17 protein-coding genes are annotated in these 18,554 nt (G+C 35.5%); 3 read left to right on the top strand and 14 right to left on the bottom strand.

Going from position 1 to position 18,554, the window contains the following annotated elements; genetic code table 11:
* Window positions 1–259: 259 nt before the first annotated feature.
* From FCI53_RS01915 to FCI53_RS01895, 5 genes are all read right to left on the bottom strand, one after another.
* Window positions 260–1,456: an acetate kinase gene (locus FCI53_RS01915; protein ID WP_138415296.1), complete on the bottom strand. Its 1,197-nt coding sequence runs from the start codon at window positions 1,454–1,456 to the stop codon at window positions 260–262.
* A gap of 124 nt (window positions 1,457–1,580) precedes the next feature.
* Window positions 1,581–2,573, bottom strand: coding sequence for a class I SAM-dependent methyltransferase (locus FCI53_RS01910; RefSeq protein ID WP_138415294.1), 993 nt, complete (start codon window positions 2,571–2,573; stop codon window positions 1,581–1,583).
* 240 nt (window positions 2,574–2,813) lie between these two features.
* Entirely contained in the window at window positions 2,814–3,314 is a 501-nt protein-coding gene (gene tpx / locus FCI53_RS01905) for a thiol peroxidase (protein WP_138415292.1), read from the bottom strand.
* 232 nt (window positions 3,315–3,546) lie between these two features.
* Window positions 3,547–4,020, bottom strand: coding sequence for a GerW family sporulation protein (gene ytfJ, locus FCI53_RS01900; RefSeq protein ID WP_138415291.1), 474 nt, complete (start codon window positions 4,018–4,020; stop codon window positions 3,547–3,549).
* 23 nt (window positions 4,021–4,043) lie between these two features.
* Window positions 4,044–4,640, bottom strand: a complete 597-nt coding sequence (locus FCI53_RS01895) for a DUF2953 domain-containing protein (protein WP_138415289.1) — start codon at window positions 4,638–4,640, stop codon at window positions 4,044–4,046.
* 126 nt (window positions 4,641–4,766) lie between these two features.
* Between FCI53_RS01895 and FCI53_RS01890 the strand changes: the two genes are divergently transcribed.
* Window positions 4,767–5,567: an NAD kinase gene (locus FCI53_RS01890; RefSeq protein ID WP_138415287.1), complete on the top strand. Its 801-nt coding sequence runs from the start codon at window positions 4,767–4,769 to the stop codon at window positions 5,565–5,567.
* Between the two features lie 405 nt (window positions 5,568–5,972).
* Here FCI53_RS01890 and FCI53_RS01885 read toward each other — a convergent pair whose 3' ends face one another.
* The 7 genes from FCI53_RS01885 to refZ form a co-directional block, all read right to left on the bottom strand.
* On the bottom strand, window positions 5,973–7,562 hold the full coding sequence (locus FCI53_RS01885; RefSeq protein WP_138415285.1) for an amidohydrolase: 1,590 nt from the start codon (window positions 7,560–7,562) through the stop codon (window positions 5,973–5,975).
* 109 nt (window positions 7,563–7,671) lie between these two features.
* Window positions 7,672–7,887, bottom strand: a complete 216-nt coding sequence (locus tag FCI53_RS01880) for an alpha/beta-type small acid-soluble spore protein (RefSeq protein ID WP_138415283.1) — start codon at window positions 7,885–7,887, stop codon at window positions 7,672–7,674.
* A gap of 96 nt (window positions 7,888–7,983) precedes the next feature.
* Window positions 7,984–9,183, bottom strand: coding sequence for a tRNA uracil 4-sulfurtransferase ThiI (gene thiI / locus FCI53_RS01875; RefSeq protein ID WP_138415281.1), 1,200 nt, complete (start codon window positions 9,181–9,183; stop codon window positions 7,984–7,986).
* A 5-nt stretch (window positions 9,184–9,188) separates the two neighbouring features.
* Window positions 9,189–10,328: a cysteine desulfurase family protein gene (locus tag FCI53_RS01870; RefSeq protein ID WP_138415279.1), complete on the bottom strand. Its 1,140-nt coding sequence runs from the start codon at window positions 10,326–10,328 to the stop codon at window positions 9,189–9,191.
* Between the two features lie 329 nt (window positions 10,329–10,657).
* Window positions 10,658–10,930: a hypothetical protein gene (locus FCI53_RS01865; RefSeq protein WP_138415277.1), complete on the bottom strand. Its 273-nt coding sequence runs from the start codon at window positions 10,928–10,930 to the stop codon at window positions 10,658–10,660.
* A gap of 12 nt (window positions 10,931–10,942) precedes the next feature.
* Window positions 10,943–12,634: a septation ring formation regulator EzrA gene (ezrA, locus tag FCI53_RS01860; protein WP_138415275.1), complete on the bottom strand. Its 1,692-nt coding sequence runs from the start codon at window positions 12,632–12,634 to the stop codon at window positions 10,943–10,945.
* Between the two features lie 226 nt (window positions 12,635–12,860).
* A complete protein-coding gene (refZ, locus tag FCI53_RS01855; protein ID WP_138415273.1) occupies window positions 12,861–13,496 on the bottom strand; it encodes a forespore capture DNA-binding protein RefZ in 636 nt (211 codons plus the stop codon).
* A 135-nt stretch (window positions 13,497–13,631) separates the two neighbouring features.
* On the opposite strand from refZ, the gene FCI53_RS01850 reads away from it, so the two are divergent.
* Window positions 13,632–14,114, top strand: a complete 483-nt coding sequence (locus tag FCI53_RS01850) for a GAF domain-containing protein (protein ID WP_138415272.1) — start codon at window positions 13,632–13,634, stop codon at window positions 14,112–14,114.
* Between the two features lie 96 nt (window positions 14,115–14,210).
* Here the strand turns inward: FCI53_RS01850 and FCI53_RS01845 are convergent, their stop codons facing one another.
* Window positions 14,211–16,073, bottom strand: coding sequence for a sensor domain-containing diguanylate cyclase (locus FCI53_RS01845; protein ID WP_138415270.1), 1,863 nt, complete (start codon window positions 16,071–16,073; stop codon window positions 14,211–14,213).
* Window positions 16,074–16,408: 335 nt separating this feature from the next.
* On the opposite strand from FCI53_RS01845, the gene rpsD reads away from it, so the two are divergent.
* A complete protein-coding gene (rpsD, locus tag FCI53_RS01840) occupies window positions 16,409–17,011 on the top strand; it encodes a 30S ribosomal protein S4 (RefSeq protein WP_138415268.1) in 603 nt (200 codons plus the stop codon).
* Window positions 17,012–17,411: 400 nt separating this feature from the next.
* On the opposite strand, the gene FCI53_RS01835 is transcribed toward rpsD, so the two are convergent.
* On the bottom strand, window positions 17,412–18,323 hold the full coding sequence (locus FCI53_RS01835) for a nuclease-related domain-containing protein (protein WP_138415266.1): 912 nt from the start codon (window positions 18,321–18,323) through the stop codon (window positions 17,412–17,414).
* Window positions 18,324–18,554: the final 231 nt, after the last annotated feature.

The raw sequence follows: 18,554 nt of genomic DNA, 5'->3' as shown, positions 1-18,554 counted from the left end.
AGAAGTTTGTATAATCAATTTGTTAGCACTTACAAAGATGCGTATTTTTTCTTTGCTTTGAACTAATTAAAGCAAATTTTCTTTTCTAGCAAGAACTGATTTATGTATAGGACATTAAAAAAATTGTATGGAGTGAATCGATGTAGACTTATTGACTTATTAGACTAAAACACGCATGGACATGCAAACAAAGTCGTGGCCTAAAACACCCAAAAAAACGCCTAGCTATTAAATAGCTAGGCGTATCTTTTTATCGTAATTATTTGCTCATTTCCATCTGTGTTAATCGAACAGCATCGCGAGCAATCATTACTTCTTCATTGGTTGGGATCACAATAACTTTAACTGGAGAGTGAGGATAATTGATGAATGCCTCACCTCTAGAATTATTTAATGCTGGGTCCCAATAGACACCCATAAATTCTAGACCTTTTAGAACGCGTTCACGTACAATCGCACTATTTTCACCAACACCAGCAGTGAAAACAATTGCATCTACACCATGCATACGCGCTGCATAAGAACCAATATATTTATGAATTCTTTCTGCAAACACTTCTAGAGCAAGTTCAGCACGATGGTCACCTTGTTCAGCTTTTTCCTGAATATCTCTTAAGTCACTGGAGAAACCAGAAAGAGCTAACATTCCACTCTCTTTATTAAGCACTGTCATTACTTCATCAGCAGTTTTTCCCGTTTTTTCCATAATATATGGAATCAATGCAGGATCAATGTTACCTGAACGTGTTCCCATTGTTACACCCGCTAATGGCGTAAAGCCCATAGAAGTATCAATCGACTTCCCGCCTTCAATCGCTGCAATACTTGCACCATTACCAAGGTGACAGGAAAGTATGCGTAATTGGTTTAACGGGATTCCCATTAATTCAGATGCACGTTCTGATACATATTTGTGTGAAGTACCGTGGAATCCGTATTTTCTTATGCCATATTTTTCATAGTATTCATATGGCAAACTATATAGATAAGACTCCTCTGGCATGGATTGGTGGAATGCTGTATCAAACACGGCTACAGCAGGAACATTTGGTAAAATATCACGGAATGCACGGATACCAGTTAAATTGGCTGGATTATGCAATGGTGCTAATTCAGATACTTCCTCGATTTCCTGTATAACTTCATCTGTAATACGTACAGAATCACTAAAACGTTCTCCACCATGAACGACACGGTGACCAATACCATCAATTTCATCTAACGATTTAATAACACCTGATGACGTAAGTTTGTCTAACAATAGTTTTACTGCTACTTCATGATCTGGTATGTCTGTAACTGTTTTATCCTTATCCTCTACTTCAAAGGTGAAAACAGAATCATTTATACCAATTCTTTCAATTAAACCTTTTGCTTTTACTATTTCCTCTGGCATTTCAATTAGTTGAAATTTCAAAGATGAACTACCAGCATTAATTGCTAAAACATTACTCAAAACAATTCAACCCTTTCCAAAATAGGTTAGATATTAGGACACTACTGTTATTTTAACCATCATTCGACAAGGTTTGCAATGGTTAGCAATAAATGGTACCGTTTTCGTCAATAATTTGTTATTTTCATTCAATTTTGAATCCTTCGTTTTTAAACCATTGATTAATTTTTCCTAACATATCATTCATTGCTTGAGCATTTTTAAATGATGGAAGTTGTGCCATTAATGCTTGTTTTGGTGCTTTTGTGTTTTCGCCCTTTTTTTGTAAGATTAGAATACTTTTCGCATTATTTTCAGACTTAAACATGGTCATTGGTAATTGAAGCAAACCAACGATATGTGCATGATTATGAAGAAATGCATTTAACCTTTGAGCTTGATCACTTTCAAATAAGAAGTTTGGTATAACAAACATCAAGTATCCAGCCTTTTTCGTATAATTCAAGCTCTGCTCGATAAACAAGTGATGGGAATACGAATGACCTTCGTCAGCTTTTAATTCGTAGTTGCTTGCTTGTACATCATCAGGATAATAACCAACAGGTAAATCTGATACAACCATATCTACAGGCTCGAGTAAAAATGAGCGAAGGCTATCTTGATGAAAGAATTCTACCTCTGCTTGCTGTAAATTTGCATTCATCAATGCAAGTTGAATAAGCGTTGGATCTACATCACTTCCGTATGCATGTACGGTTTGTTTCAACTGATTTTTTACTGCGGTCAATAAGTTAGCTGTTCCACACGCTGGATCAAATATGCGAATCGTTTCTTGATCACCAACAAATTTCTGTGCCATATACCCAGTAAACAAAGCAACAGTATCAGGCGTAATTAAGTGTTGCTGTTGGGTAGCACTTTTCATTCCCTTAAGAATGGCTAATTGAATGGCTTTTCTTATTTCTTCTTTTTCTAACTTTTCCACATCAATGTCCTGGAGATGATTATCTAATTGTTGTTTTAATAAATCATCCATTTCTTCGGTTTGTTCTTTGGTAAACACATACTCCAAGCATTGTACTAAGCCTTCTAGATAAGGGATATTCAATTTATTTTGAATCATTTCAGTGCTATCATCAATTTTTTGAAATAAGCTTTCAATATTAGTTTGTTCCAAGTTTCTTCCTCCATTCACCTTTGTTACGTATTACTTTTTTCTGCATTATGTAAATATAAAGTAAGTGGATGTCCTACAGACAGTATATGTGGGATAAACACAAAAAGAGACTGTCCTAGTAGGTTTAATAAATCCCTCATCATACTACACTACTTAGGTAATGTTTTCCAGTCAAAACTGGGTTGATAATTTGGGAAACCTTTGTCACTTGAGGACAGTCTCATTTTGATTTATGATTATCTATTGTAATTTTTTAACTGCTTCAATTGCTGAATCATAATCGGGATGATTTGTTCCTTCACTTACATACTCTGTATATGTTACTTTGTCATGTTCATCAATAATGAAAACCGAACGAGCTAGGAGACGTAGTTCTTTCATTAGCACACCATAATTTTCTCCAAAGCTTGCATCGCGGTGATCAGAATATATATCTACATGTTCAATACCGTTTTCAGTACTCCAACGTTTTTGAGCAAAAGGTAAATCCATACTTATTGTTAACACGCTAACATTTTGGATTTTTTCTGCTTCATCATTAAAACGTTTTGTTTGTGCAGCACATACACCTGTATCGACGGATGGTACAACACTTATAATTTTTACCTGCCCTTTAAATTTATCCAAGGTAACCTCATTTAAGTCTTGATCTAATACTTTAAAGTTAGGCGCTTGATCCCCTACTTTCACTTCATCGCCAACTAATGTGATTGGGTTCCCTTTAAATGTTACATCTGCCACTATATCCACTCCATTCCTAAAGATTGTACAGAAAAAACTACCTTACATTTCATATTATGAAGGCAGCATTTCATAATGTCTAATGTACTGTTTACTTATCGGACAGTCTGCCCCTCACCTTGAAGTTTAAAGACCAAGCGAAAAAGGGCAACTTCCTTTCATGCGCCATTGCCATTCGTTTAAGCTATCCATCAGTAGGGAAGGTGGGACTTCCATGGACAGAAGTTTCACTTTATTTTTCCTCTTCATCTTCTGGTTGTTTTTTTTGCTGATCTTGACTCAGTTGTTGTCCGCTGCTTTTAATAATCTCTTGTATTTTTTCAACAGCTTGTGGTGCTAGATCAATCAGCTTTTCATATAAATGTGTTTGATCATTAAGATGGATCATTTGAACATCTTTATTATTTACAATTAGAAATGCAATCGGTGTAATAGAGACACCACCACCACTACCTCCACCAAACGGTAGCGTTTCTGATTGACTATCTTGATTGCTATCCTGACTACTCCCGCTACTGTCCTGTCCACCACCATAAAATTCACTACCACCAGCAGCAAATCCAAATCCTACTTTTGATACAGTTATAATGACACTACCATCTGGTGATTCAACAGGATCCCCGATGATTGTGTTTACATCAACCATATCTTTTAAATTCTCCATTGCCGTCGTCATTAATCCTTCAATTGGATGCTGTTCGCTCACAAAAGAACCTCCTTATAATTCAGCTAGTTACCTCTAACCACTTTAAGTATTTGAATGATTGCGTAAATAGTTTGTCCCACACGCATAGAAAACATACATTGTAACTCTACAAATGCAGCTTGTTGTTGAAAGAGTGGAACAACTTGAATCCGTGGTGGGTTTATTAGATTCATATGATTTTTTACAAAACCAGAAAAGAAACCTTTCACACTCCAAAGGACACCTCCTAGCATCCCCGTAGTGCTTGCATCTCCTGTCCCATACCTTGTAAGCCAGTAAAATTCATGAACATGAACTTTAGCAAGTACCTTATATAAAACAGGTTTTGCATTAAGTAGCTTTCCTAGTCCTTTTTTAAAATTTTTGACCCCATCTATGTAATCCTGTATTCCATTTGGTGTTTGATCCACCGTTTGCTCTAATGGAGAGCTAGTATCATCACCTTCTGTAAGGACAATTGGAATGTCTTTTCGTACAATTTTTATGGCGAAGAGCCGAATCTCCAGTCTTATAAAACTATGGTCTGAATTATATACAAAGAAGATTTTTGTATAGATTCGGGCGAATAAACTTAGTATAAACAAGAACAGAATTACTAAACTAATGGATAACCACAACATTATGCCAACCTCCAATACTCTTAGTATTTTCTTAATAGGCAGTAATTAACCCTAAAGATTGGGAAACAAAACAGATTAGTGATACGATAGAATGGAATTTAATTTTAATAGGAGGTCCCGTAACATATGGATAATCGCCGTAATATTTATTTTTTCTATCCAAATGACGAAGAATTAGAGAACAAATTACAGCCACTATTTAAACTTGCAAATGAGAACGGATTCACCATCGTCGAAGAACCTAAAGATGCTAATATTATTGTAAGTGTTGGCGGGGATGGAGCATTCCTTCAAACCGTACGCAATACCGGTTTTAGACAAGATTGTTTATATACTGGCATTGCCCGTGAAAATGAAGCAGGACTTTATTGTGACTTCAATTTAGATCATTATGATGAAATGGTTCATTCAATTATGAATGAAGAGTTAGAGGTTCGTCGTTTTCCTGTCATTGATGTACTAATAAATGGCGAGTCTAAATTTCAATGTTTAAACGAGGCTAGTATTCGGTCATCTATCATTAAAACAATTGTGATTGATGTTTTCATTGATGATAATCAATTTGAGCGTTTTAGAGGTGACGGATTAATTGTAGCTACTCCAACTGGCAGTACTGGATATAACAAATCAACCCATGGCGCAGTGGTTGATCCATTAACACCTTGCTTTCAAGTTTCTGAATTAGCTTCTTTAAACAATAACTTGTATCGATCATTAGGTTCCTCATTTATTTTAGATAAAGAGAGAACACTTCGATTAGAAGTGGTTCAAGATGGAAACGACTACCCGATTGTTGGGCTTGATAATGAAGCATATTCAATTAGAAATATAAAAGATTTAACGATTACATTAAGTGATAAAGTAGTAAAAACGGTTAAGTTGAAAAATAATTCCTACTGGGATCGCGTAAAAAGAACATTCCTATAAACACCGAAAAACATCCTAAGCAGCTTATTAGTGCTTAGGATGTTTTTTGGTTATGTTCTAATATAAATTATTTTTAGCACAAAAACTATAGACTCCGACTTAATTTGTAAAAGGAGATAGTGGTATGCGTAATCACTTTCTACCTCAAATTGTATTTTTAGTGAGATAGAGGAAGGGAGAATCCATAACTATTGAAATGTGTAGGGTTGTTCATTTTTAGCTATTTTTATCTTATTCCAACATATTAACGGAACACATGTCCGCTCTATGTGCATTGTCTCCCTTTTTTGACTATTTAACGGAATAATTGTCCGCTTCCCTTCACTAAGCGGACAATTAGAAAGAACACTCCAAAGTTACGTCGGAGTTTCTATCGACTTCGAAAGTAAAAGCCAACCTTATGATTTATTTTTGATAGACAATTTGTTCATCAACAACAGTCATTTGTACCTTTGAATTAGAAATCTCATCAGGTGCAATACCAAATAAATCTTGATCAAGCACGGTAAAATCAGCTACATATCCAGGTGCGATTTGTCCTCGGTCATTTTCGTGTCCAATTACATAAGCACTTCCCTTTGTATAAAGACTAATTGCCTCATATACAGATAAACGTTCTTTTTCACCATAGCTTTTCTGATCAATCGATGACTGTCTCAATACTGATGCTTCGATACCAAGTAATGGATTAACCTCTTCAATCGGTGCATCCGAGCCACCAGCACAATTAATCCCATGTTCTAAAAACGTCTTCCACGGATAAGATAATTCCAGTCTTTCTTGGCCAAGCCGATCGATTACCCATGGAAAGTCAGATGCCACAAAAGTCGGTTGTATATCAAGCACAACATCTAATTGCTTTAACAACTGAAGCAAATCTTTATTTACTATTTGAGCATGGATAATTCGATCACGTCTACCGTTTGTTAATGGATAATTTTGTAAAATACTCGCTACCGTCCAAACTGCTTGATCACCGATAGCATGGACAGCAACTGGCATCCCATTCTCCCTTGCCTTTTTCACAAGGTTTTCCAATCCTTCTACACTATGAATGGGTAGACCAGTATTCGTTTTATCATCTTGATATGGCTTTGTTAACCAGGCAGTTCTCCCGCCAAGGGCACCATCAGAAAATATTTTCACAGCACCTAAATCAATATACTCTGTACCATCCCCATAGCTTAGTCCAGATTCTGTCATGTCATCTACTACTTCATGATGGACTAATAGATGCGCCCGGAATCGTCGCGTTTTTCCGTCAATCCCATTTTTAAAAGCGTTTAATGTTTTATGAAATCCACCATAATAGTTTAGATCTTCTGTATGGCCTCCAACTAAGCCATGGCTCAATAGGTCATCGATCGAGGTTTCAACCATCTTTGTTAACTGCTCTTCTGAAATATCTGGAACAGCTTGTTTTATTAAATCTTGTGCATTATCTAGAAAATAACCAGTTGTTTCCCCTTTGTCATCTCTGACAATTTTTCCTCCTTGTGGGTCACACGTATTCTCTGTTATATTTGCCATATTCATTGCTTCTGAATTAGCTAATACAGCATGACGACATACTCTTGTTAAGATCATTGGGTTATTGGGGCAAATGTGGTCGAGTTCAGATTTATGTATAATTCTAGGATCTTCCCATTGGTTCTCATTCCATCCTTCACCAACCAACCATTCCCCATGCTTTAAATGATTTGCGTGTTTTTGTAAGGATTCGATTACTTGTTCTGGTGAAGTCATTTTAGATAAGTCTAGGTGTAACAGTTTTTCACCATGTCCAATTATATGTAAGTGACTATCAACAAAGCCTGGGTACATCACATTTCCTTGTAAGTCATGCTCTATTTCTATACTTTTTTGATAGGCGGCTCTCATATCATTTGCATTGCCACAATCAACAATCAGGCCATTTTCTGTATAAATCGCTTCCACTGAATGATGTTCTTTAACCATTGTATAAATTTTACCACCATGCCATAGTGTACCCATTTCTCGTTCCCTCCTGCATGTCTAGTCATATTACAATACGATATCAAATCCTATCCAAAAAGAAAAGGGTAGTGTCTGAACACTACCCTCATTTATGCCATCAAATATATTATTGTTGACCAGTTTGGCCGCTCATTTGTTGTTGAGCAGTTTGTACAAGGCGCTTCGTAATTTCTCCACCAACAGAACCGTTAGCGCGAGAAGTTGTATCAGCACCAAGATTCACACCAAATTCTTGTGCAATTTCCACTTTCATTTGGTTTAGTGCTTGATCAACGCCAGGTACTAGTAGTTGGTTACTGTTGTTACTGTTGTTGTTTGCCATGTTTTTTCACCTCCTCTTTGTTACATTTCTAGAATGTGTAGGAGGAGGTGCATTCATTCATCATTCAAGCTGGTAGTTGTTGCAACTGGAACCAAATTATAGCAAATCATCTAATTCATCATTGCTACTTTTTTGTGTTACCTCAATCGTCTCAATTCCTTCGATCGTTTCTTCTAATTCAGCCGAAAAATCGACTAGGCTTTCATAGTACGCCACTTTATCTCTTTTTGGCTTTGTTTTAGGTGCGGTTGGTACAAATACGGTACAACAATCTTCAAAAGGGCGAATCGAAATATCATACGTATTTATTTTTTTAGAAATATCGATGATTTCATCTTTATCCATTGTTAATAACGGACGAAGAATTGGATAATTGGTTACTTGATTAATTGCGTTCATACTTTCCATTGTCTGACTCGCTACTTGTCCAAGATTTTCACCAGTAGTTAATGACAAGATATTTTCCTTTTCAGCAACTCGTTCACTAATTCGCATCATCATACGACGCATGACAGTCATCGAGTACCCATTCGGTATTTCACGGTGAATCGTTTGTTGTAGCTTTGTAAATGGCACAACATGAATTTTCACTTTGTTACCAAAAGCTGTTAATTGTTGCGCTAGATCAATCACCTTTTGTTTCGCTCGCTCACTCGTATATGGTGGGGAATGGAAGTGGATTGCTTCCACTTGAACACCACGTTTCATTGTTAGGTATCCGGCGACAGGACTATCAATGCCACCTGATAAAAGTAGTAGTGTTTTGCCTGCAGTTCCAACTGGAAGTCCACCTGCTCCCATTACTTTTTTCGATGTTATAAATGTGGCATCTTGGCGGATTTCTACATGAATTTCGATATCTGGTTGATGAACATCTACTGTATATCCGTCGGTATTTGCCAATAGATGACCACCTAAAACTTGATTAAATTGTTGCGAACCAATTGGAAACTCTTTATTAACACGCTTTACTGTTACTTTAAACGTCTGTGCGTTCTCAGTTTTATTTAACGCATATAATGCAGCCTCTTTAATTATATCTTCTTCATTTGGTACTTTAATTGCTGCACTCATACTTTGAATACCAAAAATATCTGTACATTGCTCCATAATTATAGAAGGGTCTTCCCCATTAAGATGGACATACATCCGATCCCTTGTCTTTTTAATTTTAATTTGCGAAAAAGGCTTTAATTTCCGAGCCACATTTTCATGTAATTTGTTTGTGAATTCTTTTCGATTTTTACCCTTTAAGGCGATTTCGCCATATCGAATAATGATATGATCATACTGCATTTTATCTACCCCATTACTTTACTCAATTGGTCTTTTACTTCTTTAAGTGCCTGGCAAAACACCGCGATATCATGTTCAGTGGTGTCATAAGACAGGCTAATTCGTAGTGCTGATTTACTCAATTCTGGTTTTATTGCGCATGCGTTTAACACAGCACTTTCATCAGGTGTCTTCGATGAACATGCTGATTTGGTAGAAATAAAAATATTTTTCTCTCCTAATGCATGGATGATAACTTCTGGTTTAAATCCTGGAACTGAAATATTTAAAATATGTGGTGCATGTTGTGGCGGAGTGTTGATCACGACACCATCGATTGTAGTAAGTTGTTGACGTAATTTTTCCATCCGTACTTCTAATCTCTTGAGGTCCGCTTGCTGTCTCTCAATTGTTAATCTAAGTGCTTTGACCAATGAAACAACACCCGCAAGGTTCTCTGTCCCTGACCGATAGCCCATTTCTTGGTCTCCACCATGAAGCAATGGAAAGATTTTCGTTCCTCTCTTAATATATAACAACCCTGTTCCTTTTAATCCATGGATTTTATGTCCTGAAATTGTGCAAAGGTCAATTCCACTATCCTTTAGTTGAAGATCGACTTTTCCGAATCCTTGAACATGATCGACATGAAAGAATAGTTTTGGATAGCGCTTCGCTACCTTCCCAATTTCTTCTATAGGTTGAATCGTACCAAGTTCATTGTTGACATGCATGATAGATAGTAAAATGGTTTTGTCCGTTATTGCCTTTTCGACATCACTTACGGAAACAACCCCATTCTTATTCACTGGTAAATACGTAATATCAAATCCTAATGATTCTAATGATCGACACGCCTCTAACACGGACGGGTGTTCAATTTGTGAGGTAATAATATGGTTACCTCTATTTTGATGGGCCAGGGCAATTCCTTTAATTGCTGTATTATTCCCTTCTGTTCCACCTGAGTTGAACACAATCTCATTAGAAGTTATCCCTAGAAGTTGTGCTGCCTGCTTTCTTGCTTTGAGGAATAACTTTTCTGCTTCTATTCCTAGATCATGAATAGAAGATGGGTTCCCGTAAAACTTTTGTGAAACTTGTTCAAAACTAGTTAGTACTTCTGTATAAGGTTTCGTTGTCGCACTATTATCTAAATAAATCATTGGAAACACTCCCAAACATTTGCATTGAAACATAGTACCATATATCTAAGTGAAAATAAAGTAACAGCTTGGCTGAGATAGTCCTTGTACTCGCAGTAACCGCCCCACTACTTGAATAAGTGCTGTACAACCATTTCGGTATAACACTTTGCTTTACATGGCTCCCACAAGAAGTGCGCTGATTTCTATATTTTGTCAGTCAGTACATTTTCTTTTCAAAACCACCCTAAAAGAAAAATCCGAACTATTCAAATTCTAATCCTAGAAATTTGAAGCCTAGTTCGGATTTTTATCAATAAGGTATCAGTCTCAGAATCATTCCATTTTTGCTAATACGCAATGTTCAATTCTGATAACAGTGTATCGATCGATATCGAATCTTGTTTCTTTAGTTCTTTTTGATCATCTTTGTCTTGTTGTGTTTTTTGTGTATATAGTTTTCTCTCAGAAAGGGAATCTTTTTCAATCATACTTCTCTCCGATAACTGGTGGTTGTGCACATAATGAATAGTATTGTTTTGTTGTGCTATGTAAAACCACATCACAGTCAACCAAATTAGAAGATTACATACACCTAATGCTATTATAATCCATTTTTTCACTAAACTATCTCCCTAACTCGGTACTAAATTTAAATCCTCTAGCCGCTTTAACGCTCCTGGTTCAACGCTTTCTAACGCTTGTGCCGCTTCCTCTAATGCTTGTTCATATTCAAAATTTCTAAACAAATTCTCGGCTTCTGCTAACCTTGCTGCAAGTATAGCATCTTGACTTCGATATCTGTTCGCATATTGAATGACTAATTCCACTAACCGAGCATTCTCGAGTACTAGCTCTGTTTGTTCAATCATGTTTTCAACTGCTTCGTCTGCAGTTTTTAAAGATTTTTGTACTTCATTCATATCTAATGGATGTGTTTCCAATTGCTCTACAACTAACCTAATTTTAGCAGATGCTTGTTGCAACATGTCCCATATATAAGAAGGCACACCTGGAATATTGCTTTTTTGCAACCTACGATTAGTATCAAACAACCGTTTTCGAATTTCATGAACTTTTTCCTTCGCATCAATCTCATCTTTCCTTATTGTTTGAAGTCGTTGTTTGAAGTTTTGATGTGCTTCTTGCAATTCTATTAGGGATTGATTGCAAGATTCTAAATTTTCACTAATCGTTATATTCGTCACTTGTTCTTGTTCTAGATCAGTTTCCATCTGTTCTAGTCGCTGATTTAGCTCAATAATTTTCTTTTCTAAATCTGCTTGTGTTTCCACATCACTATTATCTAGATAATACGTCTCCTGAAGTTGTTCCACTTCATCTTTCGTATCGCGAAAATCAATTGCAACATCATGTAATAATTTTCGATAAGCTGGTAATTGTTTTTCATTGTAAGATTTAGCAAATGCTTCTCTCTCCAATAGCTGATACATTTCAGCTATTCTATCCTCAATTGGTTGAATGATTTCATGTACTTCAGTTAATTTTGCTTCTTCTAACAATGTTACACTATGTACTACTTTTTCATGAAATTGTTGTAGTTCTTTTTCAAAACCGAGATGTTCTACACGATACCCATCTTCTTTCATGGTTTTGATCCCTTTTATCAAATCATCAATCTGCATTGGTAGGTCTTGTCTACATTTTTTATAAGTTACAGGGAAATCATTTATTTGTTCTTCTACTAACGCTAATTCATCTTTTAACTTTTCAACTAATCGTTGCGCTTCAAAATAATTACCTTCATCTGTTAATTCAAAATAAGTCCCTAACTGTTTCTCCAATTCATCTAATTCTACCTCAAAGCGTATCTCTGCTTTGCCAAATTGATGACGGTTTTGCAGCAGGTTCTTACGTAGTTCCTTTATTTGCGGTTGTAATTCTTCCATTTGTTGCCTACTATTTTGTTCTGAGTCCAATAGATTATCTAATTCTGTAAACATTTGATCAATAGACTTTTCAATCGATTGTAACGTTTTTTCTACTGTTTGAAGATTTTTTTTAGCGGTCGATATCCGAAAGCGATCAGCGGCCTCTTCAGCGTCTAACAAATACTCCTCAATGTCTGGCAACTCCGTAGTTAAAATATAGTCCCATTGTTCCTTCCAACCTTCGAAGTTTTCCTGTGTTTCACCAGATAAGTTCAAACTTTTAACTTTGGAGAGTTCCGTTGTCACATTTCGATTCATTATGTCCATCTTCCAACTCTCAAGCCGATCCACTTCATCATATATTCTTTTCCTTAGGATTAAACCCATTATGATTAATACGATAACCACGAGAATACTACCAATGACATATGCCATAACAATCCCCCTAATCATTCCCCATCTATTTTAAGTGATCTATTATTTACTAATTCAATGAATATATTTATGATATCATGCCTAAGCCATTTTTTGCTAAAGTTTTTCAAATTTAATCGTATTATGACATATTTTTTATCATTATTTAAATTCGACATTGGTACAGTAGCAATTTTTGAGGAATTTTATTAGTTCACTTACATTAAATGTTATGGCTATCATCTTATCAAGCAATTGGATGACGATTTGTTGAATTCACTTCTTTTTGTGTTACATAATCGATCCACTGATGAATGGATTTCACGTATTTTCTCACAAATAAATCTTCATCCCATGTTACTAGTTTACTTTTCCATTCATTGGATACGGTAAATGGAGTCCCTAGCAATCCTTTTAACTGTAATAACAAAAAATTCCGATCAATTATTTGGTGAGAAGTATCACTTAGGGCACGATCAAATATTTTACTAATGATATGGTCTTCTTTAGCTAAATAAGTAACCATCATTTCTCTTACAAAGACTGAATCCATCGATAACTCTCGTTGAATAAAACAGCTAAATTCGTGGTGTTTGTATTTATATTGTATAATGATTTTCACTAATTCTTTTAAACGATCAATTGGAGGCATGTCTTCTGTTTCACTTATCATGATTTCTAATTGGTCTAAATAGGCTTCATAATAATCGATTACAACACCTTCTAACAGTCCTTGTTTACTAGAAAAATAATAACTAATTAAGGAGCCGTTTACGGAAGCCTTTTTGGCAATATCTCTAACAGAAGTACCATTATATCCTTTTGCATAAAACAAACGACAGGCAGCATCCATCACTTTCTGTTTCGTTTTATTTTTTTTCACGGATTTCACCCCTTCACATACCTTTTACGACATAAAATGTCCTTAGTCCTGCAATTTTCTATCGTCAAATATCGCGTTTTTAGTTGTCGAATCAGCAGTTACATGTCATTATATGTATTTAAAGGAGGAATCATATTGTTTCAAGTAGAAAATTATCAAGGTGAAAAATCAAAAGACTATCAATTAGTAATAAAGCAATTAGAAGCGCTGTTAGAAGATGAAACAGACCAACTAGCAAATTTAGCAAATGCTTCTGCACTATTAAATCAATTTTTAACAGACATTAATTGGATTGGCTTCTATATATGGAAACAAGATCAACTTGTGTTAGGTCCATTTCAAGGTTTACCTGCTTGTGTAAGAATTCAATATGGAAAAGGAGTTTGCGGCACTGCGATTCAAGAAAAGAAAACACAACGAGTGGCAGATGTTCATCAATTCCCTGGCCATATTGCCTGTGATGCAGCAAGTCAATCAGAAATTGTTATCCCAATGTATAAGGAAGATGGTGAACTATTTGGTGTGTTGGATATTGATAGCCCAATCAAAAGTCGTTTTGATGAAGCAGACCAACACTACCTAGAACAATTTGCACAGACATTGCAAAAGTATATATAATTTTAGAAGAGCTCAAAGCACCAGTGCACAATGTTTGTTTAATATAGCATAAAAGCTCCTCCATCAGATTGCGGTCAACCTGATGGAGGAGCTTTTTTACTCCGCTTCCATGACACAGTTTTTTCCAAGACGTTTGGCTTTATATAAAGCTTGATCTGCTCGATTAAATAATTGATTAGAATTCACCTTCTGACAATCATTCCAATACGCTATACCAACTGAAATGGTCACATGCGGATTGGTAGCAGTTGCAACTTGATGTACAAGCTGTCTTGCCAATGCTTTCCCCTGTTCAACTGTTGCTTGCGGTAAATAAATCGCTAGCTCTTCTCCACCCCAACGCGCAGCAAAACCACTTGTTTGCACATGGTTTGTTATAATCGTTGCAACTTGAATAAGTAACTGATCTCCTACATCGTGCCCATACCTATCATTAACATATTTGAAATCATCAATGTCAATAAGTATGAATACACCTTGTTGATCGGTTTGAAAATGATTTTGAAGTCTATGATCTAGATATTCCCTTGAATATAATTTAGTTAAATAATCAGTTATAACTAATTGCTCAAGTTGTTCTCTTAAAAGTGAATTCGCAATTGCCAAGCTAGAATGGTGAACCATAGATTGAATCAACTTAAATGACTCAAATGTAAAATAATTGCTTTGATGATGGAGGACAATAATTGCCCCATTCACTTGATCTACTTGCATAATTGGAAATGCCATCACAGATTGGTAGGGGATGTTAACATCTGTTATGGTTGCTGCATAATCACTAATAAACAAGGAATCTCTTTCTTCATTTAACTTATCAATAGTGAAGTTTATAAAATCTACTGCATGTTTCGATAGAAAATAATCTGTGCTACCATCAAGTACATGATACGGTTCTTGATCAAATAACAAAAATCCAACTTCTTCAGCAGCAAAAGAATCTTTAATTTGTTGCTTCATTAAGCTTACCATCTCAGATAATCTTAAATTTGAATTTAACGCATGTGCTGTTTCATTAATCAGTTGTAAATCTGTTATTAATTGTCTTGATTGTTGGAACAATTTAGCATTTTCTAGTGCTTTTCCCGTTATATCGACTAATGAAGTAATAAACTTCACATCGCGTTCCAACAAACAATTCGGTACCATTGCATTTATTTGTAATACACCATATACTCCCTGTTTTCCCTTTAACGGCACATTTAGTTTCGTTCTGCTTGTCTGTTCTTCTGTTTGGACATTCCCTGTTAAATAGGCTTGCGTACTAGGTTCGTTTCTATAATGTTTACTATAATTTAACGGTTTTATTGGCAATGGCCATTGCTCTTGATAGTCAATGGATAGTAACAATTGATAATCATAATGTGGGAAAATCTCCGTAAGTGTGTGGATTGTTTGCGTTAAAACATCTCGTATGTCTATCGAAGCATAAATTCGCTTACTTAAATGAAATAACAATTCATATTTTTGTGCTTTTTGTTTTGTTTTATCATAGTTTCCAAAATATTGGAAAAGGAAGGATATCTCTTTCATTATGGTATGAAATATTGGTTGGTAATCTGCTCTCCTTATTTGATCTCGGAAAGCTATTAACATATACCCTTGTCTAACTGTTGCTTCTTTCGTTTCCAAGGAGAGTAAGTAGGACGACATATTATTAGCCTGTAAAAAAATATCATTGGAGTTTAATGCCATTATTGTTAATGGATTTGTATCATCTAGTACGAGGACATTCTCTTGTATTAAACTGCGCTTCACTTGGTACGGTGACACGCTAGTAACTAATTCATAATCATCATGGTTATTATATAGATAAAAAGCAACTAGTTCAGCTTGTATAATCGTTTTAATATCATTTGATAAAATATGAAGAAAACTTTCTGTAATTTCTGAGTTGTGATCAGTAAATCGATCGATAAAAACATTCCGTAACTCTGACTGAATTAATCTTTGACGATCCATACATCTATCACCCTATCACTAAAATTAGCATTACTTTTTAAGTATAAAGGATCTAGTCTAAAATTCCTATGTTTTTTTCGATAAAATCATCCCCTTTGTGACGAACTATTCTTTTGCATGTTGACAATGGTGTCTAAAAAAACTATAATGATCTTTGTGTAAAAAAGGTAGCCTATGTGAACCTCCGACTGTGGCATTTTGTTCCTCCACTGTGAGGTGTATCGTGTAACTCTCTGCTGCTGGAGCGATGGTACATGAAAACAAAATGTGCAGCGATTAGGGAACACACTGTCTTTTATTATGCAAATCTTATATATAAAAGGAGAAGATGTACAATGTCTCGCTATACAGGTCCTGTATGGAAAAAGTCTCGTCGTCTTGGAATTTCATTAACTGGTACTGGTAAGGAGTTAGACAAGCGCCCTTACGCACCTGGACAACATGGTCCAAACCAACGTAAAAAGCTTTCAGAATATGGTTTACAACTACAAGAGAAGCAAAAGCTTCGTTTTATGTATGGAATTAACGAACGTCAATTCCGTAACATGTTCGAACAAGCTGGTAAAATGAAAGGTGTTCATGGTGAGAACTTCATGATTCTTCTTGAATCTCGTCTTGATAACCTTGTTTACCGTTTAGGTCTTGCTCGTACTCGTAGACAAGCTCGTCAATTAGTAGGTCACGGACACATCACTGTTGATGGTGGTCGTGTAGATATCGCATCTTACCGTGTAAAACCAGGTCAAGTTATTGGTGTACGTGAAAAATCACAAAACCTAGACATCATCAAAGAAGCTGTTGAAGCAAATAACTTTGTTCCTGAATACCTTACTTTTGATGAAGATAAACTAGAAGGTACTTACAGCCGCTTCCCAGAGCGTTCTGAATTACCAGCAGAAATCAACGAAGCGCTTATCGTTGAATTCTACTCTCGTTAATAAGTTAGTGTTAATATTAAAACACCAAAGCTATGTGGCTTTGGTGTTTTTGTTTTTGGTATATTCTTGTTTTGCGTTCTATTTAGACAGTTATTCTTCTTCCTGATTCTTTTATGGGTCAGTATATTTGTTTATTATACCGTATTTCCTTCTCTCGCTCTTTTTCGGGACAGTAAATTCGTTTATTGTACCGTATTCTCTTCTCTCACTCTTTTTCGGGACAGTAAATTCGTTTATTGTACCGTATTTCCTTCTCTCGCTCTTTTTCGGGACAGTAAATCTGTTTATTGTACCGTATTTCCTTCTCTCACTCTTTTTCGGGACAGTAAATTCGTTTATTGTACCGTATTCTCTTCTCTCACTCTTTTTCGGGACAGTAAATCTGAGTTACGGGTCACTCTCAACTTTTTTCTACATAGTATGTGGCTTTCCCCGTTCCTACGGGGTCATAATAATCTAGTAATACGCGTCTAATAGTTTTTCTTGCGACTATGTTACACCATTGATATAGAACATTTGAAGTTAACTTTTTATTTGGGAACAAAACCTTATATTCTTTCAAACTACACAGTACCCCTTCGTCTACTTTTTCTTGATAACCGCAATTTTCACAAGCTAGGTAACTTTTTGAATAGTTCAACAAAGGATATCCACACTCGTTACACAATATCCCTTTCTTAACTTGATCATAATCAATCGCTGGTAGTCGAGAAAATGGTGACCTTTCTATACGATGAGCCATCAATAATTTAGCTAAATTTCTTTGTTTAGAATCTAGTTTCATTAAAGACTTTTCAAGTTTATTAAAAAAATTTTTAAACTGCGGATAATAAATAATCGGTTGTTCTGGTTTAGCATGATAAAGAAAAAAATGAGGATTAATAAAACATAAGTAGGATTCAATTGGAACGTTGCTGTCATATTGTTGTAGGTACTGACGGAGAAGTGATTCACTTCGTTTCAATTGGATTAACGGGGACTTAATTTCTTTACCAAACATCCTGTACCATCGTTCCCCTTCAATGTAAAAATCACCTTGATAATTTTTGATCTCAAATGTGTAAATTTTATGTTGCGTAATTAATAATGAATCAATTTGAAACAAGGTATTATTTTGCTCTAGAAGTAAATCATTTAAAACAATGCATTGTCCATTTAGCCTTTCTAGCCATTGATCAAATAAACACTCCCCTTGAAATCCTTGTTCAAGATTTGTATAGTATAGCTCATCCTGTTCTGTTAATTCCAATCTTTTGGATAGACAACGATAAAACTCTAGATCATAAGGTACCGTCCTTTTTAATAGATTCATGTTACACCTTCCTTTTTATTGCATCGTTGTGGTTTACTTAATGCACTTCATTAACACAAAAATAATACAATTGTTAAAAAAAGGCAATTAATACATAAAAAAAGGGTTCTACGTCAAATGTTGGGGTAGGAGTACTTGCTCCTACTCCTTAACCTACTTGAATTTCTAGTGATTTAAATTGATGATGTAATAATACACGTGACTTTAGACGATCATAACGTTGGAAACCAA

The sequence above is a fragment of the Aquibacillus sediminis genome (assembly GCF_005870085.1).
In the GTDB taxonomy this organism is placed as follows: Bacteria; Bacillota; Bacilli; order Bacillales; family Amphibacillaceae; genus Aquibacillus_E; species Aquibacillus_E sediminis.
Note: the sequence above shows the minus strand (reverse complement) of the source record. Positions and strands in the feature narration are given on the sequence as shown.